This is a genomic window from Burkholderia sp. MSMB1498, assembly GCF_001526245.1.
GTDB classification, from domain to species: domain Bacteria; phylum Pseudomonadota; class Gammaproteobacteria; order Burkholderiales; family Burkholderiaceae; genus Burkholderia; species Burkholderia savannae.
In genome coordinates this window covers 40,014-52,475 of record NZ_LOYJ01000016.1, presented here as the reverse complement: position 1 = coordinate 52,475, position 12,462 = coordinate 40,014, and the positions used below count along the sequence as shown (strand labels likewise).

Here is a 12,462-nt window from a genome sequence, read left to right as displayed (position 1 = left end):
TGTTTTTGCGGCTTCGTCTCGACGGTCGAAAAACGAAAACGCCGGTGTGCCGCGAATGAAATGTCGCGCCGACGCGTCACCGAGCGCGCGTTCGATTCGCGCCGGCATTCGTTTTCCATTCCTTAATGCATAATGCTGGCGGTATGCGGCCGTCCGGCCGCGCACATATTCATTCGAGTCCGTTCGCCTTCTTCGGTCATGTTCGCCGCCGCACGCTCCGATTCGTCGTTTCGCACGCCGCCGTCTCTCGTCATTCCGGATATATCGGGGCCGCTCGCCGGCAGTCGTGCCGCTTCGCGCGCGAACGCGCGAAGCGGCACGCGTCACTCCGTGCGGGCACGCTGACCGATGACGCCGTTCGATCGCCCCCTCGCGTTCCTCGCACGCCGTCCGCTCCGTTTGCCGCAAAGCCGCGGCGGCCGCGTCGCGCTCGCGCTCACGTTCATCTATTTCGCGTGGGGCTCGACGTATCTCGCGCTGCACGTCGCGCTCGAATCGTTTCCGCCGCTGCTGCTGTCCGGCTTGCGCAACCTGCTCGCGGGAATCGGGCTCTTCATCTTCGCGATGCGGCGGCGCCCGGTGCGGCCGACGCTCGTCGAGATCCGCAACGCGGCGCTCGTCGGCACGATGCTCGTCACGATGTCGTCCGGCCTCATCGCGCTCGGGATGCGCACTGTCAGCAGCGGCTCGGCCGCCGTGATGGTCGCGACCGTGCCGCTCTTCGCGACGGTGATCGCATCGGTCGCGGGGCGGCGCGTGACGGGCGGCGAATGGGCGGCCGTCGCGCTCGGGATGGTCGGGATCGTCGTGCTGAATTCGGGCGGGCCGTCGTCGCCCGGCTCGACGCTCGGCAGCATCACCGTGCTCGCGGGCGCGCTCTTCTGGGCGGGCGGCGCGCATCTCGCCGCGCGGCTCGCGCTGCCGCACGACCTGTTCCTGTCGACCGCGCTGCAGATCGGCCTCGGCGGCGCGGCGTCCACCTGCATCGCATGGGTGCTCGGCGAGCGCATCGAGCACGTCGCGTTTGTGCCCGGCGTCGCGTTCGTCTACCTGATGCTCGCGGGCACGATGGCCGCGTACGTCGCGTACGGCTACCTGATCCGCCACACGAGCCCGATCATCGCGAGCAGCTGCATGTACGTGAATCCGGTCGTCGCGGTCGCGCTCGGCGCGCTGCTGCTCGGCGAGCCCGTCACGCTCGCGACCGTGATCGCGACCGTCGCGATTCTCGGCAGCGTCGGGTTGTCGTTCGCGTTCGATCCGGCGCGCAAGCGGATGCAATAACGCCGCGGGTAGCGTCGCGACGATGCGCGGCGCGGAGCACGAGGCGAAAGCGGCGCGAGGCGTCGTGCGTCATGCTTCGTGTGGCGTGCATCGTGAACCTGTGAACTCGTGAACTCGTGAACTCGTGAACTCGTGAACCCGTGAATCCGTGAATCCCTGAGTCGTGCGGCATGCGGCATGCGGCGGCCGTGCGCCGCCGCGCCGGGCGGTTACTGCCCGCTCGCGCGGCCGCGGTAATGCACGATCGCCGCGACGGCCGAGAACAGCAGGCCGACCGCGCACATTCCGATCCAGCCCATCGCGCGCCATGCGGCGACGCCCGCCGACGAGCCGATCGCGCCGCCGATGAAATAGCAGGCCATGTAGACCGTGTTCACGCGGCTGCGCGCATCGGGCTTCAGCGCGTAGATGCGCGACTGGTTCGAGATCTGCGCGGCCTGCACGCCGACGTCGAGCACGATCACGCCGATCACGAGGCCGACGAGGCTGCGGCCCGACATCGCGAAGATCACGAACGCCACGGCCATCAGCGCGATCGCGAGCGTGATGATCGCGCGCGGCCCGCGCTTGTCGGCGAAGCGGCCCGCATACGGCGCGGCGAGCGCGCCCGCCGCGCCGACGATTCCGAACAGGCCCGCCGCCTGCGGCCCCAGATGGAACGGCTCGCCCGCGAGCAGCAGCGTGAGCACGGGCCAGAACGCGCTGAACGCCGCGAAGATCGCCGCGCCCGTCATCGACGCGTCGCGCAGTCCGCGCAACTCGCGCGCGAGTTGCCACATCGACGCGAGCAGCTTGCCGTACGGCAGCGTCGACGTCGGCGAACTGCGCGGCAGGCGCGCGACGATCACGGCCGCGAGCGCGGCGAGCGCCGCGACCGACGCGGCGAACACCGCGCGCCAGCCGAAATATTCGGCGACGAAGCCCGCCGCCGTGCGCGCGAGCAGGATGCCGAGCAGGAGCCCGCTCATCACGGTGCCGACCGCCTGCCCGCGCGCGGCGGGCGGCGCGATCTCGGCGGCGAACGGCACCGCCTGCTGCGCGATCGTCGCGAGGATGCCGATCGCGAGGCTCGCGGCGGCGAGCACGGCGAGCGTCGGCGCGGCCGCGGCGATCACGAGCGCGGCCGAGAGCCCGGCGATCTGCAGCAGGATCAGCTTGCGCCGGTCGAAGCGGTCGCCGAGCGGCGCGAGCAAGAACATGCCGGTGGCGTAGCCGAGCTGCGTCGCGGTCGGCACGACGCCTATCCACGACGCGCTGCCCGGAAACGACGCGCGGAATGCGTCGAGGAGCGGCTGGTTGTAATAGATGTTGGCGACGGACACGCCCGCGATCGTCGCGAGCAGCAGCAACAGGCTGCGCGAATAGCGGTCGGGCGCGTCGGCGCGAGGGCGGGGCTGCGAGGGCATGGTGCGTGTGGGCGAAACGCGGCGCGCACGGCGCGCGCGGACCGCGTCGTCGATCGAAACAGGGGAGGCGAAATGCCGCGAGCGCCGATCATACCGGACGTCCCGAAACTCTGCTGGCGGGCGGCGCGTTCGCGGCCCGGCGGCCGCCCGCCGCCTCGTTAATGTCGCCTTAAGCGGCCGGCCTGCATAGTGGCGTCCGAGCGAGCCGTGGGAGCGTTCGTCATTCGCCGCGCCGCCGTTGCCGGAATCCGGCTCGCTCTGCGCAACCGGCGCGACCAGGAGAATCCGATTGAACCAGCCAGCGCGTCCGCCTGCAGCCGCAGGCATGCTCAACAAAGTCCCGGAAGTCACGCTCGCGTTCTGGATCGTCAAGATCATGTCGACGACGGTCGGGGAGACCGGCGCCGACTATCTCGCCGTGCACGTCGGGCTCGGCGCCGCCGTCACGGGCGCGCTGATGTCCGGCCTGCTGATCTGCGCGCTCGCGCTGCAATGGCGCGCGCGCGCTTACGTGCCGTGGATCTACTGGCTGACCATCGTGCTCGTCAGCGTCGTCGGCACGCAGATCACCGACGCGCTGACCGACGGCCTCGGCGTCAGCCTCTACGTCAGCACGCCGCTGTTCGCGGCCGCGCTCGCGGCGACATTCGCGCTCTGGTATCGCAGCGAGCGGACGCTGTCGATCCATACGATCGTCACGCCGCGCCGCGAAGGGTTCTACTGGGCCGCGATCCTGCTGACGTTCGCGCTTGGCACGGCGGCGGGCGATCTCGCGACCGAGGCGCTCGGCCTCGGATTCCGGCTCGGGATCGTCGCGTTCGGCGGCGCGATCGCGCTCGTCGCGGCGGCCGCCCTCGGCGGGATGAACCGCGTGCTCGCGTTCTGGCTCGCGTACATCCTCACGCGCCCGCTCGGCGCGTCGCTCGGCGATTTCCTGTCGCAGGCGCAAGCGTACGGCGGCCTCGGGCTCGGCACGATCAAGACGAGCGCCATGTTTCTCGCGGTGATCGTCGTGCTCGTCGCGGGGCTGAGCGTCGCCGCGGCGCGCGCGGATCGGCTCGGGGCGCCGGCGCGCGGACGGTGATGTTGTTGCTGTCGTCGTCGCCGTCGCAGTCGCAGTCGTTGTCGATGTCGATGTCGATGTCGATGTCGATGTCGCTGTCGATGTCGATGTCGCTTTCGCAACCGAGGCCGGCGTCGCATTCATCCGTTTCGTTCACATTCACCACCAGGAGATTGAACATGATCAAGCGCAAGCTCATCGCATTCGCCGTCGCGCCCGCGCTGGCGGCCGCCGCATTCGGCATCGGCGCCGTGTCGCCCGCAGGCGTCGCGCCGAGCGCGGCCGAAGCCGCGACCGTCTCGAAGCTCGGCGATCTGTCGCCGTTCCGCGCGATCGCCGTCGACACCGCGAAGCTCGTCGACAAGGGCGATCTCGCCGGCGCGAAGGCGCGCATCAAGGATCTGGAAACGTCGTGGGACGACGCGGAGCCGTCGCTCAAGCCGCGCGCGGCGGCGGATTGGCACGCGGTCGACAAGGCGATCGATCGCGCGCTCGCCGCGCTGCGCGCCGACCGGCCGCAGGCCGGCGCGTGCAAGCAGGCGCTCGCCGAATTGCTCGCCGTCATCGACCGGACGAGCGGGGCGCGCTGATAGCGGCTTCGGCATGAAACGGCCGGCTCGTGCGGGGGCGCGATGCCGGCCGGCTGGAGTGAAGGGCGGTGGGTGAGGGGTGAAGAGCGATGAGCGGTAGACGGTATTGCCCGGATGTTCGCCGCGTGGACGACGGCGTACACGTCAGCCTACACGTGAGCGTGCGTGCCCCCGGTGTTTGTCGCGTGGGTGATCATGATGCCGCCGCACGCCGCACGCCGCACGCCGCAGACCGCAGACCGCAGACCGCAGACCGCAGACCGCAGACCGCACATCGCACATCGCATTCCGTATGAGCATGTCGCAAACCGTATGCCGCACGCTATGCGAAGTGCGATGTGTGCGATGTGGGTTGCTGGACGGGATGTACGGCGGCCTATGCGGCCCGATGTCGCGGCACCGTTCTGCGCGGCCCGGCAGAAGCGCGCACATGCGCGGCGACGCGCTTGCTGCGCGTAATGGCATCGCTCAGGCGATCAATCGGTGATCCGACCAGTCGATTGCCGATCGCTGAATCGCTGAATCGCTGAATCGTTCAACCGCCAACCGCCAACCGCCAACCGCCGAACCGCCGAACGGATCACCCCGCACCCGGTCGCTCAATCGATCAACGCCCCCGTCGTCTCGAAGAACGGATGCGGCCCGTCGCTCGCATCGACATACACGTGATGCGACGCGAGCCCCGCGTCCGGCGCATAGCGATGCACGGCGAACGCGGGCGGCTCCATCGAGAACGACGACGGCCCGTCGTCGCGCAGGTCGAACGTGACCTGATGCGCGGGGGCGGGCACCGCCGACGCGATCGTGCCGCCGAAGCGCGCGAACATCGTCCGGTGCACGTGCCCGCACAGCACGCGCTCGACGTTCGGAAAGCGCAGCAGCAGCGCGTCGAGCCGGCCCGACGAGGCCGGCTCGAGCCGCATCGCGTCCATGTGGCCGATGCCGCACGCGAACGGCGGATGATGGAGCGCGACGATCACCGGGCGTTCGCGCGCGGCGTCGAGCTGGCCGGCGAGCCACGCGAGCCGCGCGTCGCACAGCGTGCCGCCGCTCGCGCCCGGAATCTGCGAATCGAGCGCGATCACGCGCAGCGGACCGAGATCGAGCCCGTACTGGACGAACTCGCCCGATTGCAGCTCCGCGCGATCGGGGAACGCGCGTCGCAGCGCCGCGCGGTCGTCGTGATTGCCGACGAGCAGGTAGTACGGAATCGCGAGCGGCGCGAGCAGCGATTTCAGATGCGCGTATTCGTCGTCGTCGCCGAAATCGGTCAGGTCGCCCGTGACGAGCACCGCGTCCGGGCGCGGCTCGAGCGCGTTCAGCCGCGCGACGCAGCGCGCGAGATGCGCGGCCGTGTCGACGCGCCGATACGCGAGCATGCCGGGCCGCTTGATGTGCAGATCGCTGATGTGGGCAAGCAGCATCGTCTTCCTCGTTGTGTTCGTCGTCGCTTGAATGTTTCGAATCGAGCGCGGGGCGTCCGTCACGCGAGCGCGATGAGGCCCTCGGCCGCGATCGCGACGCCGACCGCGGTGCCGCGCGCGAGGTCGACGCGGCCCGGCATGTCGATGACGAGGGCATCGGGCGCCGCCTGCTCGACCGTCACGCGCGTGCGCTCGCCGAGGAACGCGCAGTGCGCGACCGCTCCGCGCAGCGTGGCGCCGGACGGATCGACGAGGCGCGCGTCCTCCGGTCGAAAGAATAGCTCGTTTGCCGGCGACGCGGCGGCGAGCTTGCCGCCCGTCGTCACGAGCGCGCCGTCGCGCCACACGCCTTCGATGCGGTTGAGCGTGCCGATGAAGCGCGCGACCGCGCGGGTCGCCGGCCGATAGTAGACGTCGCGCGGCGCGCCGATCTGCTCGATCTTCCCCGCGCTCATCACGACGATCCGGTCGCCGAGCTCCATCGCCTCGGCCTGGTCGTGCGTCACGTAGACCGTCGTCACGCCGAGCTCGCGCAGCAGCGCGTTCATCTCGCGGCGCAGCGCGTCGCGCAGCTGCGCGTCGAGCGCGGTGAGCGGCTCGTCGAGCAGCAGCACGCGCGGGCGCACCGCGAGTGCGCGCGCGAGCGCGACGCGCTGCCGCTGGCCGCCCGACAACGCGTCGATCGGCTTGTCCGCGTGCGCGGTGAGCCGCATCATCGCGAGCAGCTCGTCGACGCGCTCGCGCAGCGCGCGCGGATCGGTGCGGCGAATCCGCAGCCCGTAGCCGACGTTGCCGCGCACCGACAGGTTGGGGAACAGCGCGTAGTTCTGGAACACCATGCCGACGCCGCGCTTTTCGATCGGCAGCGCGGTCACGTCGTCGGCGCCGAACGCGATCGCGCCGCCCGCGTCGGGCACGTCGAGCCCCGCGATGAGGCGCAGCGTGGTCGTCTTGCCGCAGCCGGACGGGCCGAGCAGCACGAGCGTCTCGCCCGCGCCGATCGCGAGGTCGAGCGGCTCCAGCACGCGCGCGCCGTGGAAGGTCTTCGCGCAACGGGTCAGGGTGATCGGTACGGATTCGAGTTTCATCGGCGGGGCGGCGAGAAGGCGGAGAAAGAGGCGGTGAAATGAAACGCGAATTGAGCGGCAAATTGAGCGGCACATTGAGCGGCGAACGCGCCGCGCGATGACGGCATCAAATCAGCGGCGCTTGCGCGCATCGCGGCGCGCGCCGGACGGATCGACGCCGAGGCGCTGCATCGCGACGAGCAGCGGCAGCGTCATCAGCAGGAACAGGATCGTGTATGCGCTGCCGATCTCGAGGCGCAGCGACGCGTACGTGTCGGCGAGGCCGACGGGCAGCGTTTTCGTGTCGGGCGTGTGCAGCATCCACGTGAGGTTGAATTCGCCGATCGACAGCGTGAGCACCGCGAGCGCGCCCGCGACGATGCCGGAGCGCAGGTTCGGCAGCACGATCGTCGCGAAGCGCGTGACGAACGATGCGCCGAGGCTCGCCGCGCCTTCCTCGAGCGTGCGCAGGCCGGCGCGCGCGGCGACGGCCGCGACCGCGCGGACCATGAACGGCAGCGTGAACACGACGTGGCCGACGACGATGAACCACACGCTCGTGCGGAACGCGGCGAAGCCGCCGTAGACCGAGAGGAGCGCGAGCGCGGACGCGAGGCCCGGCAACGCGACGGGCAGCACGAGCGCCTCTTCGATCACGCGCGACACGCGGCTGCGGCTGCGCGCGAGCGCATAGCCCGCCGGCACGCCCGCGACGAGCGTGATCGCGAGCGTCGCGGCCGCGACCTCGAGCGACAGAAACACGGAGCCGTGATATTGCGTCCACACTTCGCCGAGCCAGCGCAGCGTGAGCCCGCTCGACGGCCCGCGGAAATAGTTGACCGTGAGCCCGGCCAGCACCGACATCGCGACGGGCACGATGAGGAACGCGCAGAGCGCGAGCGTGACCGCCCATTGCGCGGCGGCGAGCCAGTCGAACGCGGCGCGGCGCGGGCGGCGGGCCGTCGGCGGCTCGTCGGAATCGGTCACGGCGGCGGCGGGGCGGGCGAGCGCGGCGGCGTCCTTGAAGGTCGGCGTCATGATGCGTGCGGAAGCGATGTAAACGTTTTCGTCGAGGGGATTATCGAGGGCGTCGATGAAGAACTGATGACGGCGCGACGGGAGCCGTCGGCGCGCGCGCGGGGCGGCGAGCCGGACAGACGATGGGCGCGCTGTGCGCACGCCAAGCGCATGCCGAGAGCAGACCCAGCGCAGACCAAGCGCACACGATGCCCGCTTGCACGATCGATTGAACGCACATCGCGGCGCGACAGTTTTAAACGTTTGAACGAAGAGCGGGGGGCGCGACCCGTGCCGCATTCGTCGAATGTGGCGAGCGCGGCGATTCGAGGCTGGGCCTTCGCCGTGCCGCCGCCGCGTCGAATCACGCGAGCGAAACGCGCGCGAGCCGTTTCGAAGCGCATGCGAAGCGCGACAGGGAAGCGCAGGCGCGCGCGACCGCCGGAACGCCCGCGCGCATCGCCGGGAACGACGCCGAGCAATCCGTCTAATTGCCGGTTCCCCCGATGTCGCCGCGCATGCCGTTACGCTATATTGAATCGCCGAATGGTGTTGAGGACTCCGGGCAAACGGGCCGAGCACCAGGCGCGTCGTACGACGGCATGCTTCGGCCGGCGTGTCATGCGGCACGTTGCGGGGCGATTGTTGATGACCAGGAACGAGAGTGGCGACCCCGCTCTTTTTTGTTGTCTACGAGGAGGGAGTAATCGATGCAAACGATATCGATGGAGCAATGCCGGCGCATTCACGGCGGCGATAACCTGATCAACGGCACGTTCAATCTGCTGGGCGGCACGTTCACGATCAACAGCAGCGCGTTGAGCACGCTGCTCACCAATGCCAATACGCTCGTCGTCAATGCGAACAACTGGTTGACCAACCCGAAGGGGCAATTGTCGTCGGCGAAGGCGTAAGCGCCGGCGCGACGCGCGGCCGACGCCCGCATCCGGGCTCGCGGCCGCGGCGCGTCGATCCGACGCGGCCGGCAAGGACGCGCTTTCCCGGCGTCCCGATTCGAGCGGTCCGGCGTCGGATCTTCTTTCCCTCCCTTTCCTTTCCATTGCAGCGACGATTCGTTCGCCGTCGCGCCCGCTTCACGCGGAAGCCGCCGTCGCCTGCCCCGTCAGGTTGCGCGCGAGCGCAAGCACCGCCCACGTGACGATTCCGAGCAAGATCGACAAACCGGCCGCCGTCGCGATGTTCGCGTTCAGCGTGAACTCGGTGTAGATCGTCATCGGCAGCACGTCGAGATCGGTCGCGAGCGTGAACGCGGTGCCGAACGCGCCCATCGCGGTCGCGAAGCAGATCGCGCCCGCGGCGACCAGGCCCGGCGCGAGCGCGGGCAGCACGATGTCGCGCAGCACGTGCCACGGCGACGCGCCGAGCGAGCGCGCGGCTTCCTCGAGCGACGGGTCGAGCTTCGACGCCGCGGCGATCACGGTGACGATCACGCGCGGAATCGAGAAGTACAGATAGCCGACGAACAGGCCCGCGACCGAATACGCGAACACCCAGCGATCGCCGATGAACCGTTGCGACAGCATGCCGATCAAGCCCTGCCGTCCGGCGAGCATGATCACCATGAAGCCGACGACGACGCCCGGAAATGCGAGCGGAAACGTGAGCAGCGCGATCAGCGTGCGCTTGCCCGCGAATTCGCGCCGCGCGAGCAGCAGGCCCGAGATCGTCGACAGCGCGAGCGTCGCGAGCGTGACGGCGGCGGACAGCGCGACCGTCGACGCGAGACTCTTCATGTAGCGCGCGTTCGACAGCAGCGCGGCATAGGCGTCGACGAACGCGCCGTCCGCCGACACCCGCACGAGCGAGACCATCGGCAGCAGCCAGAACGCGACGAACACGGCGAGCGCGGGCGCGACGAGCGCGATGCGCCAACGCGACGGGAACGTGAGATCGGACATCGTGATATCGACTCGTGCGGACAGGGGGAGAGCGGCGCGGCGCGCCGCACGTTCATTGCATCACTTGCAGATACTGCTTGCCGAACGCCTGCTGGCCGGCCGCGAGCTTGCCGAAATCGACGCTCTTCGCGCGCGCGTATTCGCTCGCGGGCAGGAATTTCGCGGCGACGTCGGCCGTGAGCGCCGGCGCGCGCACCGGGCGCAGATATGCGTTCGCCCACAGCTTCTGGCCTTCGTCGGACAGCACGAAGTCGAGCACCTTCTTGCCGTTCGCGTCGTGCGGCGCGCCTTTCACGAGGCTCATCACGTACGGCACCGCGATCGTGCCTTCCTTCGGAATCACGAATTCGACGTTCGCGTGGTCCTTGTATTTCGCGCGATACGCGTCGAAGTCGTAGTCGAGCAGGATCGGGATTTCGCCCGACAGCACGCGCGCGTACGCGGTCTGCTTCGGCACGATCGGCTGGTTCGCCTTCAGCTTGCGGAACCAGTCGAGCGCGGGCTGGAAGTTCTCGAAGCCGCCGCCGAGCGCCTCGTTCACCGCGACCGCGCCCGCGTAGCCGACGAACGCGCTCGACGGATCGAGATAGCCGACCATGCCCTTGTACTCGGGCTTCAGCAGATCGGCCCACGAGCGCGGCACCGGCTTGCCGTCGAGCGCGTCCTTGTTGACGAAGAAGCCGAGCGTGCCCGAATGGATCGCGAACCAGTAGCCCTGCGGGTCCTTCAGGTTGGCGGGGATATCGTTCCAGTGCGCGGGCCGGTACGGCGCGGTCACGCCCTTGTCCTTCGCCTGGAACGCCGACGACACGCCGAGATAGACGACGTCCGCGACGGGGCTCTTCTGCTCGGCGATGAGCTGCGCGATCGCCTGGCCCGAGTTCTTGTTGTCGAACGGCACGCGGATGCCGGTCTTCTGCTTGATCGCGGCGATCTGCGAAGCCCAGTCGGCCCATTCGGGCGGGCAGTTGTAGCAGATCGCGGTGTCTTGCGCGTGCGCGGCGCGCGCGCCGAGCGACAGCGCGAGCGACGCGAGCGGGATGAGCGCGGCGGCGCACGCGCGACGCACGGCGGCGAGCGGCGAGCGCGGGAAGAAAGAGCGGCGGACGGTCACGGCGGGTCTCCTTGGGCGGGCGAAACGAATGAAGTCAGGGCGGGTTCGATGCGCATCGACGGCGGGGGCGAGGCGAACGCGGCGCGAATCCGGCATGAATCCGAAGCGAGAGGGGAACGAACCCGACGCGAATCGGGCACGAACGCGGCACGAATCCAGAACAAATCTGGAACGAATCCGACGCGAATCGGGCGCGAACGCGGCGCGCGTTCGGCGCGCATTCATACGGCTCGCCGCGGCATGCGCGCATCGCGCGGCGGCGCGACGGTCGCGCCTTCGCGCACCGTGTGCGGCAGCGTGAGCCACGGCTGCGCGTGACGCTCGCCGGCGATGCGTTCGGCAAGACGCCGCCACGCGGCGCGGCCGATCTCGCGATTCGGCGTCGCGACGCTCGCGAGCGGCGGCGCGAGCAGCGCGCCGACCGCGAGGCCGTCGAAGCCGAGCACCGACATGTCGTCGGGCACGGCGAGGCGCGCATCGCGCAGGCCGCGCATCACGACCATCGCGAGCCAGTCGTTGCTGCAAAAAAGCGCGGTCGGCCGCGTCGCGCGCGCGCTCAGATGCGCGAGCATCGCGTGCGGCAGCGTCGGCGCGTTGAAGTCGATTTCGAGCGCGGGCAGCGGCTCGAGCCCGTGCTCGTCGAGCGCCTGCGCGTAGCCGCGCACGCGCAGCCGCGCGCGGTCCGACGCGTCGAGCGAGCCCGCGAGCATCAGCACGCGCCGATGGCCTCGCTCGATCAGCATCCGCACGCCGTCGTACGCGGCGCGGCGATTGTCGACCGCGACCGACGGGCGATGCGGCGTGTCGTTGTGCATCAGCACGTAGAGCGGGCCGTCGCGGTCGAGCTCGTCGAGGAGCGGATGCGCGTCGGCGTCGGCGACGGTCAGCATCAGGCCTTCGACGCGCTGCGCGCGCAGCGTCTCGATCGCGTGGCGCTCGCGTGCGGCGTCGTATTCGGTCGACATCACGATCAGCTTGAAGCCGGCGCGCGTCGCGAGCTCGTCGACGCCTTGCAGGCATTCGGCGAAGACGGGGTTCGACAGCGTCGGCAGCACGACGCCGATCAGTTGCGTGCGGTCGCTGCGCAATTGCCGGCCGAGCGGGTTCGGGCGAAAGCGCAGCGTGCCGATCGCGGCGCGGATGCGTTCGAGCGTCGCGGGATTGACCGTGTGCGGCGCGTTGATCGCGCGCGACACGGTCGCGATCGACACGCCGGCGAGCGCGGCGACGTCTTTGATGGTCGGCGTCATGAAGCGTGTGGCGGATGCGTGTAAACGTTTTCGTCGTCGGGATTATCGGCGGCGTCGATGAAGAACTGATGACGCAGGGGCAGGGCCGTTCGTCGAGCGATCGATCGCCGGCGTTGATGCGTTGGCGGCGGCGGATTCGAGGCGAACCGCGGCGATGAGCGGTGCGCCGACGGGCCGCCGCGGGCCAGGCTATCGAGGGGCGAAAGCGTATTGGGGAGGGCGCAGCGGTGGTAGAATGCGGTCCGCCCTTGCCGGGGTGATGAAATTGGTAAACATAGCGGACTTAAACGATTGAGTGCCCGGCCGGAAACGGCCGGTGCAGAACCCT

Annotated in this window: 10 protein-coding genes and 1 pseudogene; 4 read left to right on the top strand and 7 right to left on the bottom strand. The window is 69.7% G+C overall.

All coding sequences use genetic code 11. The annotated features are described in order from the left end of the window. Positions 1-348 precede the first annotated feature (348 nt). A complete protein-coding gene (locus tag WS91_RS03695) occupies positions 349-1,284 on the top strand; it encodes an EamA family transporter (protein WP_038744795.1) in 936 nt (311 codons plus the stop codon). Between the two features lie 209 nt (positions 1,285-1,493). On the opposite strand, the gene WS91_RS03690 is transcribed toward WS91_RS03695, so the two are convergent. Continuing rightward, on the bottom strand, positions 1,494-2,690 hold the full coding sequence (locus WS91_RS03690; protein ID WP_038744796.1) for an MFS transporter: 1,197 nt from the start codon (positions 2,688-2,690) through the stop codon (positions 1,494-1,496). Between the two features lie 325 nt (positions 2,691-3,015). On the opposite strand from WS91_RS03690, the gene WS91_RS03685 reads away from it, so the two are divergent. Together WS91_RS03685 and WS91_RS03680 are read left to right on the top strand one after the other, a co-directional pair. Further along, on the top strand, positions 3,016-3,774 hold the full coding sequence (locus tag WS91_RS03685; RefSeq protein ID WP_059669758.1) for a COG4705 family protein: 759 nt from the start codon (positions 3,016-3,018) through the stop codon (positions 3,772-3,774). A gap of 158 nt (positions 3,775-3,932) precedes the next feature. After that, entirely contained in the window at positions 3,933-4,343 is a 411-nt protein-coding gene (locus WS91_RS03680) for a hypothetical protein (RefSeq protein WP_038744838.1), read from the top strand. A 599-nt stretch (positions 4,344-4,942) separates the two neighbouring features. Here WS91_RS03680 and WS91_RS03675 read toward each other — a convergent pair. From WS91_RS03675 to WS91_RS03665, 3 genes and pseudogenes are all read right to left on the bottom strand, one after another. After that, positions 4,943-5,767, bottom strand: coding sequence for a phosphodiesterase (locus tag WS91_RS03675; RefSeq protein ID WP_059669778.1), 825 nt, complete (start codon positions 5,765-5,767; stop codon positions 4,943-4,945). 59 nt (positions 5,768-5,826) lie between these two features. After that, positions 5,827-6,855 (bottom strand): ABC transporter ATP-binding protein, encoded by a 1,029-nt coding sequence (locus WS91_RS03670; protein WP_038744799.1) that lies wholly within the window; start codon positions 6,853-6,855, stop codon positions 5,827-5,829. 111 nt (positions 6,856-6,966) lie between these two features. After that, a pseudogene (locus WS91_RS03665) lies at positions 6,967-7,916 on the bottom strand (ABC transporter permease). Positions 7,917-8,561: 645 nt separating this feature from the next. Between WS91_RS03665 and WS91_RS36665 the strand changes: the two are divergent. Next, on the top strand, positions 8,562-8,765 hold the full coding sequence (locus tag WS91_RS36665; RefSeq protein ID WP_038744802.1) for a hypothetical protein: 204 nt from the start codon (positions 8,562-8,564) through the stop codon (positions 8,763-8,765). Positions 8,766-8,945: 180 nt separating this feature from the next. Here WS91_RS36665 and WS91_RS03655 read toward each other — a convergent pair whose 3' ends face one another. The 3 genes from WS91_RS03655 to WS91_RS03645 form a co-directional block, all read right to left on the bottom strand. Further along, positions 8,946-9,770 (bottom strand): ABC transporter permease, encoded by an 825-nt coding sequence (locus tag WS91_RS03655; RefSeq protein ID WP_059575350.1) that lies wholly within the window; start codon positions 9,768-9,770, stop codon positions 8,946-8,948. Positions 9,771-9,822: 52 nt separating this feature from the next. Continuing rightward, a complete protein-coding gene (locus tag WS91_RS03650) occupies positions 9,823-10,884 on the bottom strand; it encodes an ABC transporter substrate-binding protein (RefSeq protein WP_059575352.1) in 1,062 nt (353 codons plus the stop codon). A gap of 221 nt (positions 10,885-11,105) precedes the next feature. Further along, the gene (locus WS91_RS03645) at positions 11,106-12,134 is read right to left on the bottom strand and encodes a LacI family DNA-binding transcriptional regulator (protein ID WP_038744805.1); all 1,029 of its coding nucleotides are present in this window, start codon (positions 12,132-12,134) and stop codon (positions 11,106-11,108) included. Positions 12,135-12,462 lie beyond the last annotated feature (328 nt).

Excerpts from the sequence above, each read along its gene's own strand:
- WS91_RS03690 (WP_038744796.1), bottom strand. The coding sequence starts at position 2,690 with ATGCCCTCGCAGCCCCGCCCTCGCGCCGACGCGCCCGACCGCTATTCG.
- WS91_RS03670 (WP_038744799.1), bottom strand. The coding sequence starts at position 6,855 with ATGAAACTCGAATCCGTACCGATCACCCTGACCCGTTGCGCGAAGACC.
- WS91_RS03645 (WP_038744805.1), bottom strand. The coding sequence starts at position 12,134 with ATGACGCCGACCATCAAAGACGTCGCCGCGCTCGCCGGCGTGTCGATC.
- WS91_RS03680 (WP_038744838.1), top strand. The coding sequence starts at position 3,933 with ATGATCAAGCGCAAGCTCATCGCATTCGCCGTCGCGCCCGCGCTGGCG.
- WS91_RS36665 (WP_038744802.1), top strand. The coding sequence starts at position 8,562 with ATGCAAACGATATCGATGGAGCAATGCCGGCGCATTCACGGCGGCGAT.
- WS91_RS03695 (WP_038744795.1), top strand. The coding sequence starts at position 349 with ATGACGCCGTTCGATCGCCCCCTCGCGTTCCTCGCACGCCGTCCGCTC.
- WS91_RS03655 (WP_059575350.1), bottom strand. The coding sequence starts at position 9,770 with ATGTCCGATCTCACGTTCCCGTCGCGTTGGCGCATCGCGCTCGTCGCG.
- WS91_RS03685 (WP_059669758.1), top strand. The coding sequence starts at position 3,016 with ATGCTCAACAAAGTCCCGGAAGTCACGCTCGCGTTCTGGATCGTCAAG.
- WS91_RS03675 (WP_059669778.1), bottom strand. The coding sequence starts at position 5,767 with ATGCTGCTTGCCCACATCAGCGATCTGCACATCAAGCGGCCCGGCATG.